The organism is Streptomyces sp. HUAS CB01 (assembly GCF_030406905.1).
In the GTDB taxonomy this organism is placed as follows: domain Bacteria; phylum Actinomycetota; class Actinomycetes; order Streptomycetales; family Streptomycetaceae; genus Streptomyces; species Streptomyces chengbuensis.
Window position 1 is genome coordinate 1,454,211 of sequence record NZ_CP129137.1, and the last position, 20,985, is coordinate 1,475,195.

General features: G+C 73.6%; 21 protein-coding genes. 13 read left to right on the forward strand and 8 right to left on the reverse strand.

The window, feature by feature from the left end:
- Positions 1-18: 18 nt before the first annotated feature.
- Positions 19-975 carry a hypothetical protein gene (locus tag QRN89_RS06545; RefSeq protein WP_290348396.1) on the reverse strand — a complete coding sequence of 319 codons (957 nt, stop codon included), beginning with the start codon at positions 973-975 and terminating at the stop codon, positions 19-21.
- 257 nt (positions 976-1,232) lie between these two features.
- On the reverse strand, positions 1,233-2,888 hold the full coding sequence (locus QRN89_RS06550) for an FAD-binding dehydrogenase (protein WP_290348397.1): 1,656 nt from the start codon (positions 2,886-2,888) through the stop codon (positions 1,233-1,235).
- A gap of 211 nt (positions 2,889-3,099) precedes the next feature.
- Between QRN89_RS06550 and QRN89_RS06555 the strand changes: the two genes are divergently transcribed.
- From QRN89_RS06555 to QRN89_RS06565, 3 genes are all read left to right on the forward strand, one after another.
- Positions 3,100-3,654 carry an NUDIX hydrolase gene (locus QRN89_RS06555; RefSeq protein ID WP_290348398.1) on the forward strand — a complete coding sequence of 185 codons (555 nt, stop codon included), beginning with the start codon at positions 3,100-3,102 and terminating at the stop codon, positions 3,652-3,654.
- A gap of 82 nt (positions 3,655-3,736) precedes the next feature.
- Positions 3,737-4,126 carry a YidH family protein gene (locus QRN89_RS06560; protein ID WP_290348399.1) on the forward strand — a complete coding sequence of 130 codons (390 nt, stop codon included), beginning with the start codon at positions 3,737-3,739 and terminating at the stop codon, positions 4,124-4,126.
- Positions 4,123-4,440, forward strand: coding sequence for a DUF202 domain-containing protein (locus tag QRN89_RS06565; protein ID WP_290348400.1), 318 nt, complete (start codon positions 4,123-4,125; stop codon positions 4,438-4,440). Before QRN89_RS06560 ends, QRN89_RS06565 begins: the two co-directional genes overlap by 4 nt.
- A 39-nt stretch (positions 4,441-4,479) precedes the next feature.
- Here QRN89_RS06565 and QRN89_RS06570 read toward each other — a convergent pair whose 3' ends face one another.
- Positions 4,480-5,418 (reverse strand): NADP-dependent oxidoreductase, encoded by a 939-nt coding sequence (locus QRN89_RS06570; protein WP_290348401.1) that lies wholly within the window; start codon positions 5,416-5,418, stop codon positions 4,480-4,482.
- 182 nt (positions 5,419-5,600) lie between these two features.
- Between QRN89_RS06570 and QRN89_RS06575 the strand changes: the two genes are divergently transcribed.
- Together QRN89_RS06575 and QRN89_RS06580 are read left to right on the forward strand one after the other, a co-directional pair.
- On the forward strand, positions 5,601-5,897 hold the full coding sequence (locus QRN89_RS06575) for a hypothetical protein (protein WP_290348402.1): 297 nt from the start codon (positions 5,601-5,603) through the stop codon (positions 5,895-5,897).
- A gap of 220 nt (positions 5,898-6,117) precedes the next feature.
- The gene (locus tag QRN89_RS06580; RefSeq protein WP_390702068.1) at positions 6,118-7,029 is read left to right on the forward strand and encodes an MBL fold metallo-hydrolase; all 912 of its coding nucleotides are present in this window, start codon (positions 6,118-6,120) and stop codon (positions 7,027-7,029) included.
- A 39-nt stretch (positions 7,030-7,068) separates the two neighbouring features.
- On the opposite strand, the gene QRN89_RS06585 is transcribed toward QRN89_RS06580, so the two are convergent.
- Positions 7,069-8,358, reverse strand: a complete 1,290-nt coding sequence (locus QRN89_RS06585) for a glucarate dehydratase family protein (protein WP_290348404.1) — start codon at positions 8,356-8,358, stop codon at positions 7,069-7,071.
- A gap of 144 nt (positions 8,359-8,502) precedes the next feature.
- Here QRN89_RS06585 and QRN89_RS06590 point away from each other — a divergent pair, with 144 nt between their 5' ends.
- Positions 8,503-9,525, forward strand: coding sequence for a phosphotransferase family protein (locus QRN89_RS06590; protein WP_290348405.1), 1,023 nt, complete (start codon positions 8,503-8,505; stop codon positions 9,523-9,525).
- Positions 9,526-9,531: 6 nt separating this feature from the next.
- Positions 9,532-10,746 (forward strand): acyl-CoA dehydrogenase family protein, encoded by a 1,215-nt coding sequence (locus QRN89_RS06595; RefSeq protein WP_290348406.1) that lies wholly within the window; start codon positions 9,532-9,534, stop codon positions 10,744-10,746.
- Between the two features lie 130 nt (positions 10,747-10,876).
- Here QRN89_RS06595 and QRN89_RS06600 read toward each other — a convergent pair whose 3' ends face one another.
- Genes QRN89_RS06600 through QRN89_RS06610 form a run of 3 tightly spaced genes read right to left on the reverse strand, consistent with a single transcriptional unit; the run spans position 10,877 to position 13,944 of the window.
- Positions 10,877-11,470: a TetR/AcrR family transcriptional regulator gene (locus QRN89_RS06600; RefSeq protein WP_290348407.1), complete on the reverse strand. Its 594-nt coding sequence runs from the start codon at positions 11,468-11,470 to the stop codon at positions 10,877-10,879.
- Positions 11,471-11,530: 60 nt separating this feature from the next.
- On the reverse strand, positions 11,531-13,183 hold the full coding sequence (locus QRN89_RS06605) for an AMP-binding protein (RefSeq protein WP_399010688.1): 1,653 nt from the start codon (positions 13,181-13,183) through the stop codon (positions 11,531-11,533).
- Positions 13,180-13,944 (reverse strand): SDR family oxidoreductase, encoded by a 765-nt coding sequence (locus QRN89_RS06610; protein ID WP_290348409.1) that lies wholly within the window; start codon positions 13,942-13,944, stop codon positions 13,180-13,182. The genes QRN89_RS06605 and QRN89_RS06610 overlap by 4 nt, the downstream gene beginning before the upstream one ends.
- A gap of 167 nt (positions 13,945-14,111) precedes the next feature.
- Between QRN89_RS06610 and QRN89_RS06615 the strand changes: the two genes are divergently transcribed.
- The 5 genes from QRN89_RS06615 to QRN89_RS06635 all read left to right on the forward strand — a co-directional run bounded on the left by QRN89_RS06615 (position 14,112) and on the right by QRN89_RS06635 (position 19,804).
- On the forward strand, positions 14,112-15,362 hold the full coding sequence (locus tag QRN89_RS06615; protein ID WP_290348410.1) for an exo-beta-N-acetylmuramidase NamZ family protein: 1,251 nt from the start codon (positions 14,112-14,114) through the stop codon (positions 15,360-15,362).
- Between the two features lie 735 nt (positions 15,363-16,097).
- A complete protein-coding gene (locus tag QRN89_RS06620) occupies positions 16,098-16,709 on the forward strand; it encodes a hypothetical protein (protein WP_290348411.1) in 612 nt (203 codons plus the stop codon).
- A gap of 79 nt (positions 16,710-16,788) precedes the next feature.
- Positions 16,789-17,514 (forward strand): 3-keto-5-aminohexanoate cleavage protein, encoded by a 726-nt coding sequence (locus tag QRN89_RS06625; protein WP_290348412.1) that lies wholly within the window; start codon positions 16,789-16,791, stop codon positions 17,512-17,514.
- Positions 17,515-17,806: 292 nt separating this feature from the next.
- Positions 17,807-18,907, forward strand: a complete 1,101-nt coding sequence (locus QRN89_RS06630) for an RNA ligase (ATP) (RefSeq protein WP_290348413.1) — start codon at positions 17,807-17,809, stop codon at positions 18,905-18,907.
- Positions 18,908-19,090: 183 nt separating this feature from the next.
- The gene (locus QRN89_RS06635; RefSeq protein WP_290348414.1) at positions 19,091-19,804 is read left to right on the forward strand and encodes a YoaK family protein; all 714 of its coding nucleotides are present in this window, start codon (positions 19,091-19,093) and stop codon (positions 19,802-19,804) included.
- A gap of 74 nt (positions 19,805-19,878) precedes the next feature.
- Here the strand turns inward: QRN89_RS06635 and soxR are convergent, their stop codons facing one another.
- A complete protein-coding gene (gene soxR / locus QRN89_RS06640; protein ID WP_290348415.1) occupies positions 19,879-20,358 on the reverse strand; it encodes a redox-sensitive transcriptional activator SoxR in 480 nt (159 codons plus the stop codon).
- 114 nt (positions 20,359-20,472) lie between these two features.
- On the opposite strand from soxR, the gene QRN89_RS06645 reads away from it, so the two are divergent.
- Complete coding sequence (locus QRN89_RS06645) at positions 20,473-20,934, forward strand: MaoC family dehydratase (protein WP_290348416.1); 462 nt, start codon at positions 20,473-20,475, stop codon at positions 20,932-20,934.
- The last annotated feature ends 51 nt before the right edge of the window (positions 20,935-20,985 follow it).

Here is a 20,985-nt window from a genome sequence, read left to right on the forward strand (position 1 = left end):
CCTTCGGGGATGGGTCGTTCAGGCGGAGCCGAGCGCGGCGTCGCGCGCGGCCTGGAAGGCGTGGTGCGGGTCCCGGTCCGGGTAGGACCAGGGGTCTGGGGTGGCGTGCGGCCCGATGCGGTGGAACAGCGCTGCCGCCTCGGCGGATCGGCCCTCGCAGTACTTGGCGTGGGCGAGGAAGTTGAGGTCGAGGCGGTTGCGCGGGTGGTCCTCGCCCTCCCACTCCAGCCACCAGTCGAAGGCGGCCTTCATCACCTGGCGGGCCCGCCGGCCGGTCCAGTGGCCGGAGGCGACGGGGTCGGCGGGCTCGCCGCCGGCCGCGGCCAGCACCCGGTAGCGCTCGGCGTGCGCGACGACGGGCAGGACGGCGAGCGGGGAGTCGGCCGGGGCCTGTTCGGCCGCCCAGGACGCGAAGTCGTACACCTCGTGGAGCGGGTCCTGGCCCGCGCCGGCGTGGCGTTCGGCGAGCCGGGCGGCCATCAGATGGTGGGCGTGGTGGTGCTCGGCGTGGCGGACGCGCACCTCGTCGAAGAGGCGGACGACCTCCTCCTCGGTGCCCAGGGTGCGGGCGAGGAGCAACTGGGCGAGCCACGGGGTGGGGTCGTGGGGCGCGAGCTCGGCCGCCGCCAGGCAGGCGGCCCTCGCGGACTCCGGCCGTTCCTTGCCCCGCAGGGCGGCCTTGACCTCGGCGCAGGCGAGCAGCGCGGCCGCGTCGGGGCTGCCGGGCTCCGCGAGGAGCCAGTCGCGCGCCCAGGCGGCGCTCGACGGCGGCTCGCCGAGGACGACGAGCCGATGGCCCCGGCGGTCCCAGTCGTCCCCGGTCGCGGTGAGCATCGAGCGCACGGCGCTCCACCGACCCTGGGTCAACTGACTGCGCACGGACACGAGTTCGGTGTCGTCGAGTGCGGGGTCGAAGGACTGACCGGAGCGCCCGGCGCGACGGCGGCGGCCGAGCGGAGGCGGAGGTGGGGGCATCCGCGTTGCTACTTTCACATCAGGCTGTGAGCGAATGATCGCGCTCAGCAAAGCGGTAGGGAAGGCTCCCCGTCAAGGCCGGCCCTTCCACAAGCCCGCCGTTGCCCATCCGCGCCATGCGGGACAGGGCGGCTCGACCACCGCTCAGCCGGTCGGTCGGTGCCGCTGTCCTGCGGCGATACCATGCAACTCGTCGCACACGATGCTCTCCTGACGAAGCGTCATGTCTCACCGGCGCCACGTCGTCGCGGCCCCGGTCACGACACCGCCTTCGCCGCCGCCCGGCCCGCCGCACGCCCCGAGAAGATGCAACCGCCGAGGAAGGTCCCCTCCAGCGAGCGGTAGCCGTGGACGCCGCCGCCGCCGAACCCGGCCGCCTCGCCCGCCGCGTACAGCCCGGGCAGCGGCTCGCCGCCGTCGGCGAGGACCCGGGACGAGAGGTCCGTCTCCAGGCCGCCGAGCGACTTCCGGGTGAGGATGTTGAGCCGTACGGCGATGAGGGGACCGGCCCCGGGGTCGAGGATGCGGTGCGGGGACGCGGTGCGGATGAGCTTGTCGCCGAGGTACTTGCGGGCGCCGCGGATGGCCGTGACCTGCAGGTCCTTGGTGAAGGGGTTGGCCATCTCCCGGTCGCGGGCGATGATCTCGCGGCGCAGTGCGGCCTCGTCGACGAGGGGTTCCTTGGTGAGCGCGTTCATGCCGCGCACCAGCGCCGTCAGGTCCTTCTCGACGACGAAGTCGGCCCCGTTGTCCATGAACGCCCTGACGGGACCGGGGACTTCGGCCCGCGCCCGGCCGATGACCCCGCGGACGGAGCGGCCGGTGAGGTCGGGGTTCTGCTCGCTGCCGGAGAGGGCGAACTCCTTGCCGATGATGCGCTGGTTGAGCACGAACCAGGTGTGGTCGTGGCCGGACCGGGTGATGTGCTCCAGCGTCCCGAGCGTGTCGAAGCCCGGGAACAGCGGCACCGGCAGCCGCCGTCCGCGCGCGTCCAGCCAGAGCGAGGACGGCCCGGGCAGGATGCGGATGCCGTGCCGGGCCCAGATGGGGTTCCAGTTCTCGATGCCCTCGGTGTAGTGCCACATGCGGTCGCGGTTGATGTGGCGGGCGCCGGCCGACTCGGCGATGCCGAGCATCAGTCCGTCGACGTGGGCCGGGACGCCGGAGAGCAGCTTCGCGGGCGGGGTGCCGAGCCGCTCGGGCCACTGGGCGCGGACGAGGTCGTGGTTGCCGCCGATGCCGCCGGAGGTGACGACGACGGCCTGGGCGCGGAGTTCGAACGACCCGGTGACCTCCCGGCTGCTCGCCTCGCCCCGTTCCACCGCGGACGGCTCCAGGATCTCGCCGGTGACGGTGTCGAGGGCGCCCGAGGTACGGCCGAGCCCGGTCACCCGGTGACGGAAGCGCAGTTCGACCAGCCCGCGGGCGACGCCTTCCCGCACCCGGCGCTCGAACGGCTCGACGATGCCGGGCCCGGTCCCCCAGGTGATGTGGAAGCGGGGCACCGAGTTGCCGTGCCCGTTCGCGTCGTAACCGCCGCGCTCGGCCCAGCCGACGACCGGGAAGAACCTGACGCCCTGCGCGTGCAGCCAGGGCCGCTTCTCGCCTGCGGCGAAGTCGACGTAGGCCTCCGCCCAGCGGCGCGGCCAGTGGTCCTCGTCGCGGTCGAACCCGGCCGTGCCGAGCCAGTCCTGGAGTGCCAGGTCATGGCTGTCCCTGATGCGCATCCGGCGCTGCTCCGGCGAGTCGACGAAGAACAGTCCGCCGAACGACCAGTGGGCCTGCCCGCCCATCGACCGCTCCGGCTCCTGGTCGAGCAGGACGACCTTCCGCCCGGCGTCGACGAGCTCGGCGGTGGCGACGAGCCCCGCCAGCCCTGCCCCGATCACGATGACATCGGCGTCGTACGCCATGGTTGGTGTCCCCCTCGGAGCGGGCGCCCGGCGGCGCGACCCAGTGCGGTGGCTCCGATCTTCTGTACGCGGCAGTAACTCGTCAACAGTTCCCACCGGGGAGAATGCGGCGGCGCCCGTCCTGCTGCGCCGGGGCGGTGCCCCGGCGCCGGTCCGGAGGCCGCGCGCCGGCCGACTGGGCGGCCGCTCCCCCGGCTGGTTGGATGGCGCCATGAGCGCCGCTTCGCATCCCGCCGAGGAGATCCTGGACATCGTCGACGAGAACGACGTGGTCGTGGGCCGGGCGCCGCGCGGCGAGGCATACGCGAAGGGCCTGCGCCACCGCTGTGTCTTCGTCCTCGCCCGGGACGCCGAGGGGCGGGTCTTCGTCCACCGGCGCACCCCGACGAAGCTCGTCTTCCCGTCGCTGTACGACATGTTCGTCGGCGGTGTCGTCGGCGCGGGCGAGTCGTACGACGACGCGGCCCTGCGCGAGGCCGAGGAGGAGCTGGGGGTCCGTGGGCTGCCGCGTCCGGTCCCGCTCTTCACGTTCCTCTACGACGCGTCCGCGCCCGCGCCCGCCGGCGGACCGGAGCCGGTCCGGCACACCTGGTGGTCGGCGGTCTACGAGGTGCGCTGCGAGCTGCCCGTGCGACCGCAGGCCGAGGAGGTCGCCTGGCACCGCTTCCTGCCGGAGTCCGAGCTGGAGGCGCGGCTCGCCGAGTGGGAGTGGGTCCCCGACGGGCTCGCGGCGTACGAGCGGCTGCGGCGGCACCGGGGGCGCTGAGCGGCGCGCGGCGTCGCGCCGTCCGGGAGCCGCGGGGTCGCCGGGCCGGGCGGCGTGCTGCCGGGCGGGTAGGGTGCGGCGCGTGAGCGACTTCGTACGGAGCCTGCGGCTGTGGGTCGCGCCGCGGCGGATCCAGGAGGAGGGCGAGACCCCGGACTACCGGTTCTCGCTCGCCAACGAGCGCACGTTCCTCGCCTGGATCCGGACCGCGCTCGCGCTCATCGCGGGGGGCTTCGCCGTCGACCAGTTCCTGCCCGACCTCCAGTGGGGAGTGCGGGTCGGGCTGTCGCTCGGACTGATCGGGGCGGGGGTGCTGTGCGCGTTCCGGGCGGTCCACCACTGGGTGCGGTGCGAGCTGGCGATGCGGCGGGGCGAGGACCTGCCGCTGTCGCGTTTCCCCTCGCTGCTCGCGCTGGTGGTGGGTGCCGTCTCGGTCACCATGGTGGTGGTCGTGGCCACGGGGCGCGGATGAGCACACCCGCGCGCGATCCGGGGCTGCAGCCGGAACGGACCCGGCTGGCCTGGCGGCGCACGACGCTGGCGTTCACCGTGGCGGCGGTGCTGGCGGTCCGCCAGGTGGTGCGCGACGGCTCGGTGACGGCGGGCGATGGCGCCGCGTTCGCGCTGAGCGCGGTGGTGTGGCTGGGGTTCCTCGCGGTGGCGCACCGGCGCATCCGGACCATGGCCGCCCGGCGTCCACCGGAGGCCATGCCCTTCGCCCAGGCGGCGGCCGCGACCGCGTGCACGCTCGGGCTCGCCGTGTTCGCCGTCGCGGTCCTGTGGTGACCGGGCGCGGGCGGCGGGCCGGCGGGGCGCCCGTGGTGGTCAGGACCCGTCCGCGACGGTGACGACGATCTTGCCGTGGGTGTGGCCCTCCTGGCTGAGCCGGTGCGCCTCGGCCGTCCGCTCCAGCGGGAAGACCCGCGCCACGTGGACGGAGACGACCTCCTCCTCGACGAGTTCGCTCAGCCGGTAGAGGTCGGCCGTGTTGGGCCGCACGAACACATAGCGGCCGCCCAGCTCGGTCACCGAGTGATCGGCGATGGAGGCGATCCTGCCGCCCTCGGCCAGCACCCGGGCGGACACCGCCAGCGTCTCGCCCCCCACGCAGTCGAAGACCGCGCTCACCCCGTCCGGGGCGAGGGCCCGTACACGCTCGGCCAGCCCCTCGCCGTACGTCACCGGCTCGGCGCCCAGGTCGCGCAGGTACGCGTGGGACGACTCGCTTCCGGTACCGATCACGCGTGCGCCGAAGTGCCGGGCCAGCTGTACCGCCATCGACCCCACCCCGCCGGCCGCCGCGTGGATCAGGACCGTGTCGACGTGCCCGACGCCGCCCAGCCCCTGGGTGATCACCTGGTACGCGGTGAGGCCGGCCAGCGGCAGTCCGGCCGCCTCCTCGAAGCCGATGTTGCGCGGTTTGCGGGCGAGGGTGCGGACCGGGGCAGCGACGTACTCGGCGAAGGTGCCCCGCGACAGGAAGTCCTCGCGGACGTACCCGATGACCTCCTCGCCCTCGGAGAACTCGGGGACCGACGGGCCCGGCCTGACGACGACGCCTGCGACGTCCCAGCCCGGGACGACCGGGAAGACGGCCTCGAGGACCGGGTCCAGCAGGCCTTCGCGGCACTTCCAGTCGACCGGGTTGACGGCCGCCGCGCGCACCTCGACCAGGACGGAGTCCGGGCCGGCCTTGGGCATGGGGCGCTCGCCGTACTCCAGGACCTCGGGTCCGCCGTAGCGGCGGTAGCTGATCGCCTTCATACGTCCGACACTCCGGCCCGCCCGTGCCTTCCGCAAGCCGGAGCGCCTCGCCTCGCGGACCACGGGGAGAAACGCGCGGCACGACTGAAGAAAACAGAACAAACAGATATTTCGGACTAGCGTGGTTCCGGCCGGATGGTCACCGGACCATCGTTCCCCGAACCACTCCGAAGGTGAGCAGGATGACCGTTGTCCACCAGGAACACCCCACGCACGAGCACGCCCACGGCCCGGGTTGCGGGCACACCGAGTTCGTGCACGGCGATCACATCGACTACGCGCACGACGGCCATGTGCACCGGTCGCACCAGGGCCACTGGGACGAGTGCGAAGCGGGCGGGCACCGGACCCACGCCGATCACCCCCATCAGCACGGGGAGGGCTGCGGACACGTGTCGGTCCGGCACGGCGACCACGTCGACTACGTCCACGCCGGCCACCGCCACGCGGCCCACGACGGGCACTGGGACGACCACTGACGCGGCGCGGCCGCACCGGGCAGCCCGGGCCCGGCGGCTCTCGACGGCTCTCGGCGGCGGCCGTGGTGCCCCGGTGGCGGACGGCGGCTCCCGACCCGCGGCCGCTGCCGTCGAAGGGATCCGGCCGGCGCCCCGCCGGTGACCGTGCCGCCGCCTTCCGCCCGGGGAGGGCCGACTGGCAGGCTGGGCGCACCAGTCGGCCATGAACCCGGGAGTCGAGCTGACCGCCACCGCCCCGTACACCGTCCGGCTCACCCCCGCCGTGCACGCGTATGTGCAGCCGGACGGGGGCTGGTGCCTCAACAACGCCGGATTCGTCAGCGACGGCGAGTCCACGCTCCTCGTCGACACCGCGGCCACCGAGCGGCGCGCCCGCCTGCTGCGCGAGACGCTGCTGGCGACCGGCGCGCCCCCGCCGCGCACGCTGGTCAACACGCACCACCACGGCGACCACACGTACGGCAACGGGGTGTTCACCCCCGGCGCGACGGTCGTGGGGCACGAGTCCTGCCGCACGGAGGTGGTCGCGGCGGGGCACCAGCTGCATCTCATCTGGCCCCGCACGGAGTTCGGGGCCATCACGATCACCCCGCCCGACACGACCTTCAGCGAGCGGCTGACGCTGCGGGCCGCCGGGACGGAGGTGCGGCTGATCCACCCGGGCGCCGCCCACACCGTAGGGGACACGATCGTCCATCTCCCGGAACACGGCGTGGTGTTCACCGGCGACCTGGTCTTCCAGGGCGGCACGCCGTTCATCCCGACGGGCTCGCTGAGCGGTTCGCTCCGCGCGCTGGGGCTGCTGCGCTCACTCGGCGCCGAGACGGTCGTGCCCGGCCACGGACCGGTGACCGACCCGTCGGCCTACGACGCGACCGAGCGCTACCTGCTGTACGTGGCCGAACTCGCCGAGGCCGCGCGGGGCAAGGGCCTGACCCCGCTGGAGGCGGCGCGCGGCGCGGACCTCGGCGAGTTCGCGGCGCTCCGGGAGAGCGAGCGGCTGGTGGCCAACCTCCATCGCGCCTACGCCGAACTGGACGGGCTCCCGGAGGGCTCCCCCCTCGACATCGCCGCGGTCTTCACGGACATGACGGCGCTGAACGGGGGCGTACCGGTGGCGTGCCACGCCTGACCGCGGCGGTACGCGGCGGCGGCCGGCGCACCGCGTCGCTCACCAGCGCGGCACCGACGGGGTCCGCCAGCCCGGCTCCGCCTTCCGCATGGCCGCCGCGTCGTCGCGGTCGCGCATCGCGCCGTCGTCCTCCAGCCAGCGCCGGTGCAGTGCGGCCAGCCGGTCCCGGTCGAGTTCGACGCCGAGTCCGGGGGCGTCGGACACGGCCAGCCGGCCGTTCCTGAAGGTGTGGCGGGCGGTGATGACGTCCTCGGCCTGCCACGGGTAGTGGCTGTCGCAGGCGTACGTCAGGCCGGGGACCGTGGCGCCCACGTGGGTCATCGCCGCCAGACTGATCCCCAGGTGCGTGTTGGAGTGCATGGACAGTCCGACGCCGTACGTCCGGCAGACCGCGGCGAGCTCCCGGGTCCGCCGCAGCCCTCCCCAGTAGTGGTGGTCGGCGAGCACGATGCGCACGGCGTCCCGCGCGAACGCCTCCGGCACCTCGGGGAACGTCGTCACACACATGTTGGTCGCCAGCGGGACCCCCGTGCCCGCCGCGACCTCGGCCATCCGCCCGGTGCCGCTCACCGGGTCCTCCAGGTACTCCAGGACCCCCTCGAGCCGGTCCGCCACGTACAGGGCCGTCGCTACGGACCAGGCCCCGTTCGGATCGAGCCGCAGCGGCCGGCCGGGGAAGGCGTCGGCGAGTGCCAGGACCGCCGCGATCTCCCGGTCGGGCTCGAACACCCCGCCCTTGAGCTTGAAGGAGCCGAAGCCGTACTCCCGCTCGAAGCGGCGCGCCTGCGCCACCACCCCGGCCGGGTCGAGCGCAGCGCCCCAGTCGTCGCTCTCGCCGCCTTCGGGATGGGCGGCCCAGCGGTGGAAGAGGTACGCGCTGTACTCGACGGAGTCGCGGACCCTGCCGCCGAGGAGGGCGTGGACGGGCAGTCCGAGGGACTTGCCGAGAGCGTCCAGACACGCGACCTCGAAGGCGGAGACGACCGAGAGCCGGAGCTTCGCCGCGGTCTGGACACCCCGCAGTCCGCCCGCGTCGACCCGTTCGTCGGCGGCCCGTGAGTCGCCGCACACCTGGTCGGCGAGGGCGAAGAGCCCGTTCAGATCGGTGACCGGGCGGCCTCGCAGCGCCTCGGCGAGCGGCCGGGCGAGGTCCAGGTACTTCCCGTCGCCGTAGGTCTCGCCCACGCCGCTCGCCCCGGAGCGGGTGACCACCTCCACGACGAGCCTCGGCGTGTAGGGCTGATGGACTCCCTGGGTGTTGAGGAGCGGCGGGTCGGCCGTGAGGACCGGGGTCAGCCGGATCGTGTCGATGAGCAACGCGGTGTCCATACGTGAACTCTATTCATGGATGCGACCATGGGGCCAGGCTCCGGAGCCGGGTCCGCGCGCTTCCCGGGCCTCACTCTGGACGACATACCGACTGGTCGGTCATCATGAGCGCAACCGATCTGCCGCCCCACCGGAGGTACCCCGATGAGCTCAGTCCACCCCCCGGGCCTCGACCCCGACAAGCTGCGGGTCCATCTCGACCGCGCGCTGCCGGGCCTGGTGAGCGGACCGCTCGAGGCCCGGCTGATCCAGGGCGGCCGCTCGAACCTCACCTACTCCGTCACCGACGGCGCCGGCCGGTGGATCGTGCGCCGCCCGCCCCTCGGTCATGTGCTCGCCACCGCCCACGACATGAAGCGCGAGCACCGGGTCATCAGCGCCCTGCACCCGACGGCCGTCCCGGTGCCCGAGCCGCTGCTGCTCTGCGAGGACGACGGGGTGCTCGGCGCTCCCTTCTACGTCATGGAGTTCGTGGAGGGCACTCCCTACCGCACCGCCGAGCAGCTCGCGCCGCTCGGTCCCGAGCGCACCCGCGACGCCGTCCTCGGCCTCGTCGACACCCTCGTCGATCTGCACGCCGTGGACCCGGAGGCGGTGGGACTGGGCGACTTCGGCCGCCCGGAGGGCTTCCTGGACCGGCAGCTGCGCCGCTGGGGCAAGCAGCTCGCCGCCTCCCGGGGCCGGGAGCTCGCGGGCATCGACGAGCTGCACGCCTCCCTCGGCCGCGCCCTGCCGGCCTCCCCCGCGCCGGCCGTCGTCCACGGCGACTACCGCCTCGACAACGTGCTGGTGGGCGAGGACGACCGGATCAAGGCCGTTCTCGACTGGGAGATGTCCACCCTCGGCGACCCGTTGACCGATCTCGGCCTGCTGGTGATGTACAGCCGGAAGCTGGAACTGCCGGACTCCCCCATCAGCACCACGGCCGGGGCCGCCGGCCACCCGGACGCCGCGGAGCTGGTGGAACGCTACGCGGCCCGCTCCGGCCGGGACACGTCCGCCGTCTCCTGGTACACGGCGTTCGCCTGGTTCAAGCTCGCCGTGATCCTGGAGGGCATCCACTACCGCTACACCCTCGGCCAGACCGTCGGCGCCGGCTTCGACCGGATCGGCGAACTCGTCCCCCTGTTCATCGAGCACGGCCTCACCACCCTGCAGGAAGGCTGATCACCCATGGACTTCGCATTCGACGCACGTACCGAGGAACTGCGGGCCAGGCTGCTCGCCTTCATGGACGCGTACGTGTACCCGGCCGAGGCGGTCGAGCAGGAGCAGCGCGCGCGCCTCGCCTCGCCGTGGGACACCCCGGCGGTCATGGACGAGCTCAAGGCTGAGGCGCGGCGGCAGGGTCTGTGGAACCTCTTCCTGCCCGACTCCGAGCACGGCGCCGGGCTGACGAACCTCCAGTACGCGCCGCTCGCCGAAATCACGGGCCGCAGCCCCCACTTGGCGCCGATCGCGCTGAACTGCGCCGCGCCGGACACCGGCAACATGGAGGTGCTGGCCCAGTTCGGCACGGACGAGCAGAAGAAGCAGTGGCTGGAACCCCTGCTGGCCGCGGACATCCGCTCCGCCTTCGCGATGACCGAGCCCGAGGTGGCGTCGTCGGACGCGACGAACATCGAGACGCGGATCGAGCGCCGGGGCGACGAGTACGTCGTCAACGGCCGCAAGTGGTACATCTCCGGGGCCATGAACCCCGACTGCCGGATCCTCATCGTCATGGGCAAGACCGACCCGGACGGCCCGGACATCCGGCGCCAGCAGTCGATGGTCCTCGTCCCGCGTGACACCCCGGGGGTGGAGGTGCGCCGGGCGATGCGGGTGTACGGCTTCGAGGACCATTCCCACGGCGGCCACGCCGAGGTCGTGTTCGACGACGTCCGGGTGCCGGTGTCGAATCTGGTCGGCGAGGAGGGCGGGGGCTTCGCGATCGCCCAGGCACGCCTCGGACCGGGCCGTATCCACCACTGCATGCGGCTGATCGGGATGGCCGAGCGGGCGATCGAGCTGATGTGCCGGCGGGCCGTGTCCCGTACGGCCTTCGGCAAGGCGATCGCCCAGCAGGGCGTGGTGCAGAACTGGATCGCCGACGCGCGGGTGACGGTCGAGCAGCTGCGGCTGCTGGTGCTGAAGACCGCGTGGCTGATGGACACGGTCGGCAACCGCGGTGCGCACACCGAGATCCAGGCGATCAAGATCGCCACACCGCGTGCGGTCGTGGACATCCTGGACAAGGCGGTGCAGGTGCACGGCGCGGGCGGGGTGAGCCAGGACTTCCCGCTCGCCGAGCTGTGGGCGGCGGCACGGACGCTGCAGCTGGCGGACGGCCCGGACGAGGTGCACCAGCGGTCGCTGGCGCGGCGCGAGCTGAAGAAGTACCTGTAGGCCGTACACCTGGTGCGGTGACCGCCGGAGGGCTCCGGCCCTCCGGCGTGCCGCGCAGTCACTCGGGCGGTGCGGGCCCGGGCGCTCCGCACCGGTCGCGGACACCGTGGGATCACGGCCCGCGCGCGAGTCAGGGACGCAGCGCCCTGAGCAGCAGGTCGGCGAGGTGGTCGGCGACCTGCTGCGGGCTGAGCGGGCCGTCCGGGCGGTACCAGGTGGACAGATGGTGGACGGAGCCGAAGTGGTAGTCCACCACCAGGTCGGCGGGGGTCGCGTCGGAGAACACCCCGCTCTGCTGCCCCTCCTCGATGAGCGCCCGGAACCGCTCGTGGTAGCGCCGGCGCTCGGCGCGGACCTGCTTGTTCTTCTCCGGGCTGAGGTGGTGCATGGAACGGAAGAAGATGGAGGCGTCGTCGAGGTTCTCGATCGTGGTGACGACGACGTCGGCGGCCGCCGACCGCAGCCGCTCCTCGACGGGGGCGTCCGCCTCCGCGAAGGCGTCGAGGCGCTCCTGCTGGAGTCTGAGGACCCGGGAGTAGACCTCCTGGAGGAGGTCCTCCTTCGAACCGAAGTAGTGGTACAGCGCGCCCTTGGTGACGCCCGCCGCCTCGACGATCTCCTGGACGGACGTACGGTCGTAGCCCTGCTCGGCGAAGAGCCGGGTGGCGGCGGCCAGCAGCCTCTGGGGGACGGGGGTGCCGTTCCCGTCCGTCGTCCTGGCCATTGCCGCCACCCGCCTTTCCGCTCGGTCGTCCTGTGCCGCGCGCCGGGGCGCGGGGGTGTCTCATGTGCGCGAACGCAGTTCCCGCCTGAGGATCTTCCCACTAGTCGTCTTCGGGAGCTCGTCCAGGATCTCCACCTGCCTCGGGTACTTGTACGCGGCGAGCCGGTCGGCGCAGTATCCGGCGAGTTCGTCGGGGCCCACGGCCGTTCCGGGGCGGAGGCTGACGTACGCCTTGACGGTCTCGCCGCGGTAGGCGTGCGGCACGCCGACGACCGCCGCCTCCCGGACGGCGGGGTGGGTGTACAGCACGTCCTCGACCTCCCGGGGCCAGACCTTGAAGCCCGAGGCGTTGATCATGTCCTTCTTGCGGTCGACCACGTAGAGCCAGCCGTCGGCGTCCATGAAGCCGATGTCCCCGGTGCGCAGCTCACCGTCCGGGAAGCCGGCCGCGGTGGCCTCGGGGAGCCGCCAGTAGCCGGGGACGACCTGGGGGCCGCGCACGGCGATCTCGCCGCGCTCGCCGAAGGGGACCTCCTCGCCGTGGTCGTCGAGGATCCGTACGACGGTTTCGGGCCCGGGGAGTCCGACGGAGAGGGTGCCGGACGCGGGGTCGACCGGGGCTTCCCGCTCGGGGGGCACCGAGGCGCAGGGTGCCGTGCACTCGGTGAGGCCGTAGCCGTTGCGGATGTAGGGACCGAAGCTTGCGCGGAACTTCTCCACGAGGGCGGGCGGCACGGGCGCGCCGCCGGAGGAGATGACGGCGAAGGACGCGAAGTGGTCGGGTCCGGCGCCGGGGTGGGCGGCCAGGGCCATGAAGGCCGTGGAGGGGCCGACGGTGTAGGCCGGCCGGTGTTCGAGGAAGGCGTCGAGGACGACGCCCGCCTCGAAGCGGTACGCGAGCGCGAGGGTGCCCGCGTTGGCCACGCAGGCCGCGAGTTCGCACACCATGCCCGTGATGTGGAAGAGCGGCGCCAGGGCGAAGTAGCAGGCGCCTTCGGGGACGGGGTGGCCGGTGCGCTGGCGTTCGGCGTTGAAGGTGAGGCCGCCGTGGAGGTTCATGGCGCCCTTGGGCCTGCCGCTGGTGCCGGAGGTGTAGCTGATCAGGGCCACGTCGGTCGCGGCCGGGTCCCGGCCCCCGGGCGCGGCGAGTCCGGCGCGGGCGACGGTGACGAGGTCGTCGGTGTCGCCGGGCTCCGGCAACCGCTCGAAGCCGAGGACCCGGCTGTCGTTGCGGGTCTGGAGGTCCAGCTCGCAGGCGGTGACGGCGAACCGTACGGGGGTGGCAGCGGCGGTCTCGCGCAGCTGCGTCTCCCAGGCGCGGTCGGAGCAGATCAGCACCGTCGCGCCCGAGTCCTCCAGGACGTGGGTGACCTCGGCCGACTTGTACATGGGGTTGAGCGGGACGACGGTGGCGCCCGCCTTCCACGCGCCGAGCAGGGCGAGGACGAACTGGGGGGTGTTCTGGAGCATCAGGGCGACACGGTCGCCGGGGGCCACTCCGCGTGCGGCGAGATGGCCGGCGACGGAGTCCGAGAGCGCGTCGGTCTCGCGGTAGCTGAGACGTCCGTCGAAGTAGGCGAGGGCCGTGCGGTCCGGGGCCCGCCCGACGGCCGAGCGGAAGGAGTGCACGACGCTCGCCGGCGGGTGCACGGGCGCCCTCTGGGCCTCCGTCAGCTGGGAGAGCCAGGGCCGGGCCGCGTAGTGGGACGTCACCGGGCCGCTCCCTCCCACTTCTGCTGGATGTGGTTCATGGTGCCCAGCCAGCGGTCGGGGTCGGCCGCGCGGGCCTGGTGGTAGTCGGCGACCTCGGGATGCGGCAGGACGAGGAAGCGGTCGGCCCCGATGGCGTCGAACAGGGCGTCGGCGACGTCCTCGGGCTCGATGGCGCTGGGGGCGAGGACGAGTTCGCCCGCCGATCCCGCCGCGGTGAGCATGTCCGTGCGGACGCCCTGCGGGCAGATGGCGTGCACGTTCAGGCCGCGGTGACGGTACGTCAGCGACAGCCACTCGGCGAAGGCGAGCGCGCCGTGCTTGGTGACGCTGTACGGGGCGGCGCCGATCATCGTGAGGAGTCCGGCGGCTGACACGGTGGACACGAAACGGCCGCTGCCGCGCTCCAGCCAGTCGGGGAGCAGGGTGCGCACGGCACGGACGTGTGCCATGACGTTCACGTCCCAGGCGGAGGCCCAGACGTCCTCGTCGGCGAGGGCGTCGCCGGGCGAGGCGAGCCCGGCGTTGGCGCAGTAGATGTCGACGGTGCCGCCGAGCGCGTCCCTGGCCTCCTCGACGACGGCGGAGGCGTCACCGGGGACGGCGAGGGCGCCGATCTCGTCCGCGACGGCCTTGGTCCGGCCGGGGTCGATGTCGTTGACGGCGACGCGTGCGCCCTCCGCCGCGAAACGGCGGGCGAGTGCGGCACCGATGCCGCCGCCCGCGCCGGTGACCACCACGTTCGCGCCCTGCACCGTACTCATCGGACCTGCCTCTCCGTCGCGGCTCGCTACGGACGGCAGACTAACCAGTCGGTATGTGCCCATGGAAGAGGGCCGTGGCGAACATCGCGCCGAGAGCGTTCCCCGCGGCCGGGCCCCGCGCTAGCGTGCGTGGCCATGACAGTTGTAGCTATCACGGAGGTAGTGCGATGAGCCTGTCCAGACGGGGTCTGCTGGCCGCGGGAGGCGCCGCCGGCGCCCTGGTCGCGACCGCCTCCGCGGCGCCCCCCGCGGCGGCGCAGGGCGGGCCGATCCGGGTGCGCACCGGCTTCGAGCGACTCGCCGCCGACGGCTACCGGCTGCTGTCCGGCGAACGGGTCGGCGTCGTCACCAACCCCACCGGCATCACGCGCGACGCCCGTCACCTCGTCGACGTGATGCACGCGGACGACCGGGTGGACCTGGTCGCCGTCTTCGGGCCGGAGCACGGATTCCGCGGCACCGCCCAGGCGGGCGGCTCCGAGGGCCGCTACGACGACCCCGCGACCGGGCTCCCCGTCTACGACACGTACCTCAAGAGCGGACAGCCGCTCGCCGATGTCTTCACCGCGTCCGGCGTGGACACGGTCGTGTTCGACATCCAGGACGCCGGGGCCCGCTTCTACACGTACATCTGGACGCTCTACGACTGCATGGTGGCGGCGGTCCTGGCCGGGAAACGGTTCGTCGTGCTGGACCGGCCCAATCCGGTCACCGGCCGCGTCGCCCTCGGCCCGGTCCTGGACAAGGCGTTCGCGACCTTCGTGGGCCGCGAACCGATCGCCCAGGCCCACGGAATGACCGTCGCCGAACTGGCCCGGCTGTTCAACGGCGAGTTCCTGACCGCTCCGGCGGAACTGGACGTCGTCCGGATGTCGGGCTGGCGGCGGGACCACTTCCACGACGCGACGGACCTGCCCTGGGTGCCGCCGAGCCCCAACATGCCGACGCCGGAGACCGCGCTCGTCTACTCCGGCACCTGCCTCTTCGAGGGCACCAACCTGTCGGAGGGTCGCGGCACCACCCGCCCGTTCGAACTGCTCGGCGCCGAGGGGATCGACCGCGCCTGGGCGGAGGCGGCGAACGCGCTGGGTCTTCCGGGCGTGCGCTTCCGCGAGGCCTACTTCGCGCCGACCTTCTCCAAGTTCCAGGGCAAGACGGTGGGCGGGGTGCAGCTCCATGTGCACGACCGCGAGGTGTTCGACCCGGTCCGCACCGGCATCGGGCTGCTGGTGACGGCGAAGCGGAGCTGGAGCGGCTTCGCCTGGCGGCCCGACAACTGGATCGACAAGCTCACCGGCTCCACGCGGGTGCGCACGATGATCGACGCGGGCGCCGGGACGGACGAGGTCGTCGGGGCGTGGCAGCAGGACCTGGCCGCGTTCCGCGCGGTGCGACGGGAGTACCTGCTGTACCGGTGAGGGAGGTCGACCCACCCCGGGCCGGGGCGGGGACGGGACGGCGGGCCCTCCGCGGGCCCGCCGACACCCATGGACCATGAACGCGTCCGCTCACCGCCGTGACCGCCGGCCGCTGATCGCCCTGCCGGGCTGCCGCGCCTCGCCCGCCGCCTCCGCAACTCCCGTCACCGGCCGCCCGTGCCGCTCCCCGCCCGCCACGGCCGTGCGGGTCGCGAATCGGCCATGGCCCACCCGTACCCACGACTTCAGGGCGCCTTCCGGGCAACGCCGCGGGCAGGGCCGGTACGGGCGCCGCAACGACCTCGGACGGGGTTCGCCCCACGTCCACGACCTCCGTGAACCGGGCGAACCGGTGCGGACGTTCACGCTCGGGCCCCGGTCGGCGGGCACACCCCCGGTCCGGGTGGCTCCGTACGCCCACCTCCTGGACCCGCGTGCCCTCCGCGGCACGGCGAGGCATCCCGTCGAGGAGCGACGCCCGGTGGCGCCCTCGGTTCCGCCCGGCCGCGGGAGGGATCCGACGCCCGGCGCGGGCCCGTCGGCGGCTACGACGTGGTCGTCCGCCTGCACCGGATCACCGCGGCCGGTTTGCTGCGTTGATACGCCGTTCTTTCCGAATCGCCACACATATCTCGCTGTACGGATGTTCGAGGGAGCCGGACGGGGTACTCGTACGTCCATTCCTTGACGCGGAAGTACCAGCGACGGCGTTCGAGCGACGGAGGTGGCAGTGCCATGGCCGGATTCCGGAGTCTTGCGAGACAGGTGCGCGACCCGCGGTGCGATCTGGCGCTGAGGCGCTACTCACTGCGCAAGTGCCTGGAGAGGTTCGCCCCCTACGGGCACCGGGCGACCTGGGACCACCTGTGTTCCAGGCACGGGATCGCGCCCGACGACAGGGATCCCGATCCGGCGCGGCTGGTGGCCGCGCTCGGCGAACTGGAGGAAGCGCGGGCCGTGTGGCTCGCGTACGAACGGGACTTCGCGGCACGGCGCAGGCGCGAGAAGCACGACGGTCTGCGGAGGCCGGGGTCCTTCGACGACTGGCACCGGCGCACCTGGGGTGGCAACGGCATCGCCCGGTGCGACGACCCCGGGGTGCACCCGACGGATCCGCTGGCCGATGTGCTGCGCCGGCTGATCACCGCTCTGGAGGCGGCGCCCTCGGCGGTCTGCCCGGTGTGCGCGGAGCGCCGGATCGTCTGGCGGCATGACCTGGACCAGGAACCGTGGTTCGGCCCGGTGTGCTCGGGCTGCGGGATCGTGGTGCCGCAGCCCGTACTCACGCACGAGGCGCTGACGGCCGCCAAGCGGGCGCACGGCAGGGAACTGGCGTCGGTGGCGTAGCGCGAGGACGCGCGGGGCGGCCCGGTCCGCAGGACGGCGCGCCCCGCGTTCGCCGGTGACGCCTGGCACCATCGGATACGTGATCCAGGTCTGTCTCAACGGGCGCCGCGGCGCGGGGGACTCCGCCGCGGTGCCCATGTCCCCGCAGGCGCTCGCCCGGTCGGCGGCGGCCGCGGTCGCCGCGGGCGCCTCGGAGGTGCACGCCCGCCCGAGAACGCCGTGCGGGAGCGGCTCGCTGTCACCACGCGTGGTGGGCCCGCTGGTCGAGGCCGTGCGCGGGGTGGTCGACGCGCCGTTCGGGGTGGCGGCGGACGGCTGGGCGGAGCCGGACCCGGAGCGCCGCGTCGAGCGCGTCCGCTCCTGGACGGTGCTGCCCGACCTCGCGTCGGTCGACTGGCACGAGGACGGTGCCGAGGAGGTCGCCGCCGCCCTGCTGGAGCGCGGCGTGGCGGTGCAGGCGGTGATCCGTTCGGGCACGGACGCGGCCCGGCGCTTCACCGCGTCCCCGTGGGCCCCCGCGGTACGACGCGTGCTGGCCCGGGTCATGGACCCCCGCCCCTCGACGGCCCCGGAGACCGCGCGCGCCCTGCTCGCCACCCTCGGGACGGTCCACGGTGTCCCGGTCCTGCCCCACGGCGTGGACGGCGGCGCGTGGCCGGTGCTGCGGCTGGCCGCGCGGCGGGGGCCGGACGTCCGCACCGGTCTGGGGGACGTGCTGCTCCTGCCGGACGGCAGGCCGGCGGAGTCCAGCGCCCAACTGGTCGCGGCCGCGGTGCGGTTGACGGGCGCAGGCCGGCGGCTCTGACCGCGCGGTGACCGGTGCCCGGCCGGGGCGCTCCGGACCAGGGCCCGGCCGGGCGCCGTCCGCGCGCAGCGCGGGGCCTGCGGCGTCCGGCGCGTGCGATCGCACGGCGGACGGTCACGCTCGTACCCGACTCACTCGGATGACTCCGACCACGCAGCGAGCGTGCGTGCCAGGCGATCGCGGGCCAGGAGGGGCCTTCGCAACACGCCTAGCAGACGGGAATTCGTTCGCCCATCGGATTTGCGCACGGGGAGAGTTGGGCCCGATGGCAAACCGACCGAGGAGCCCGACCATGTCGACGCTGCGCGTCACCGCCGAGCCGCTGACGATCCACGAGCACCCGAACGCCGACGCCCTGGAACTCGCCCAGGTGGGCCTGTACCGGGCCGTCGTCGCGAAGGGCGTCTACCGCAGCGGGGATCTCGCCGTCTACATCCCCGAACAGGCGGTGCTCCCCGCGCCGCTGGTGGACGAGCTGGGGCTGACCGGACGGCTCGCCGGCAAGGCGTCCGACAGGGTCAAGGCGGTCCGCCTGCGCGGCGAGCTGTCGCAGGGCATCGTGTGCAGGCCGAAGGCGCTCGACGGCACCGACCTGGCCCGCGCGGCCGCCGAGGGAACCGACTTCGCGGAGCTGCTCGGCATCACGAAGTGGTCCCCGCCGATCCCGCCCACGATGAGCGGCGACGTGGAGGCGGCGCCCGAGCTGCTGCCCTGGGTCGACATCGAGAACCTGCAGCGCTACCCCGACGTCTTCGCGCCCGGCGAGCCCGTCGTCATCACCGAGAAGCTCCACGGGACCGCCTGCCTCGTGACCTTCGTCGCCGACGACGGCGCGGCCCCCTCCCCGCACGGGGAGCCCTCGGGGAGGGTGCTGGTCTCGTCCAAGGGATTCGGTGCGAAAGGGCTCGCGCTCAAGGAGGACGCGCGCAACCTCTACTGGCGTGCGGTGACCGGCCATGCGGTACCGGAGGCGGCGGCGCGGCTCGCGGCCGAGCTCGGGGCGACCAGGGTCGGCGTCTTCGGCGAGGTGTACGGAGCCGGGGTGCAGGACCTGTCGTACGGCGCGAACGCCCGCTCCACCGAACTCGGTTTCGCGGTGTTCGACGTGTCGGCCGAGATCGACGGCCAGGTCCACTGGCTGGACGCCGCGCGGTTGCTCGAAGGGGGACTCCCCCTGGTGCCGCGGCTGTACGAGGGACCGTTCGCCCTGGAGAAGGTGCTGGAGCTGGCGAGCGGCCGGGAGACGGTCTCGGGCAGGGAACTGCATCTGCGCGAGGGGGTCGTCGTCCGGCCCGTGACCGAGCGCTGGAGCCCGGTGGTGGGCGGCAGGGCGATCGCCAAGTGCGTCAGCCCTGCCTATCTGACCCGCAAGGGCGGCACCGAGTACGAGTGACCCGTCCGGCGCACGGTGGCCCGTCACGGGGGTGCGGGCCGCCGTACGCCGCTGCCGCCCCGGGCGCACGACGGCCCTGCGCCCCCGTCCCCGGGGCGGACCCGGCCTCCGTGAGCCCACGGCCCGGGCCCACGGTCGGCGCAATGGGCCCCGGTCGGACGCGGGCGGGCGGAGACTCGGCGGGTGCGGCTGAGACGCGGACCTTTCCTGACGTGGGCGATGGTGGCGCTCACGCTGACGACGGGGATGGTCGAGGCGGTCAGCTTCCTCGCCCTGGGGCCGGTGTTCACGGCCGTCCAGACCGGCACCATGCTGTTCCTGTCGTTCGCGCTCGCCGGGGTGGCCGGACTGTCCGTCGCGCCGTGTCTGGCCTCGCTCGCGGGGTTCACCGTCGGAGCCCTGCTCTCCGCGCGGTTCGAGTCGCTGTCGCAGGTGCGGGGCCGCCGGTGGTTGCGGGAGGCGCTGATCGCCGAGGGTCTGGTGCTGGGCGTCGCCGCCGCGGTGGCGTGGGGCGTCGAGCGGCACGGTGAGTCCCTCACGGGGCGGCACTACGTGGTGGCCGGGCTGGTGGCGCTGGCGATGGGGATCAGGAACGTCTCCACGCTCCGGGCGGGGGTACGGGGGCTGCCGACGACGGTCACGACCCGGGCGTTCACGGCGCTGATCGGCGGCTCCCCGCTCGCGGCGGACAGCCGTATCGCGCCCGGCGCGGGCAACCAGGTCCGGCGGGCCGCCGCGGTGGCGGCCATGTTCACCGGCGGTCTGCTCGGCGCGTGGCTGCTGCACGACGGCAGGCTCAGCGCCGCCGCGGTCCTGCTGGGCACCGCGGTGCTCGTGGTGGCCATCGCGCTGAGTTTCACCCTCGTACCGAGGGAGCGGACCTCCGAGGCCGGCTGAGGGCGCGGCGCGTCCTGCGGGCCGTGGCGTCCGACGGGGCCGGCCCTCGCCGCACGTCGTCGGCCTCCGTGTCCTCAGGCCCCGGCGTCCGGCGTCCCTCTGCGCTCCGGCAGCAGCCTCGAGCCCGCCATCCGCTCGCCGAAGACGTCACCCGGGTTCGACAGGACGCAGGTCTCCAGTGACAGGCAGCCGCAGCCGATGCAGTCGGTGAGATGGTCGCGCAGGCGTTGCAACTGCTTGATGCGCTCGTCGAGTTCGGCGCGCCAGCCCTCGGACAGGCGGGCCCAGTCCTCGCGGTCGGGGGTGCGGCCCTGCGGAAGGGCGGCGAGAGCGTCGCGGATCGTGGCGAGCGGGATGCCGACCCGCTGCGCGGCGCGGACGAAGGCGACCCGGCGCAGCGCGTCCCGGCCGTACCGGCGCTGGTTGCCGGCGGTACGGCGGCTGCTGATCAGCCCCTTGGACTCGTAGAAGCGCAGCGCGGACACCGCGGCCCCGCTGCGTGCGGACAGCTGGCCGACGGTGAGTTCGGGGGCCTTCGAGGGATGGTGGGGCACCCGCGCAGCCTACGGGAGAGCCGCGCGGCCGTCCGTTGACATCAGCCGCCGACCCGAGCATGCTAAGCAGTCGCTTAGAGATGCAGGGACCGGGTGAGAGGCAGGGACAGGGACATGGCCGAGCCGAGGATCTTCACGTCCGCCGAGGAGCTGACCGCCGGGGTCGGCGAGCAACTGGGCCACAGCGACTGGCTGGAGGTCGACCAGAAGCGGATCGACCTCTTCGCCGACGCCACCGGCGACCACCAGTGGATCCATGTGGATCCCGAGCGGGCTGCCTCAGGGCCGTTCGGGACGACCATCGCGCACGGCTACTTGACGCTCTCGCTGCTGCCGGCGCTCGTCCCGCAGATCATGCGGGTCGAAGGCATGCGGATGGGCATCAACTACGGGACCAACAAGGTCCGTTTCCCCGCCCCCGTCCCGGTGGGCTCACGGCTGCGGGCGAGCGCGGTCCTGAAGAGCGTCGAGGAGGCGGGCGGCGGGGTGCAGGTGACGGCCGTGGTCACCGTGGAGCGCGAGGGCGGCGACAAGCCGGTGTGCGTCGCCGAGTCGGTGTCCCGCTACTTCTTCTGAGCAGCGCGTTCCGGGTCGCGGACGTTCCGTCAGCGCGTTCCGGGCAGCGGA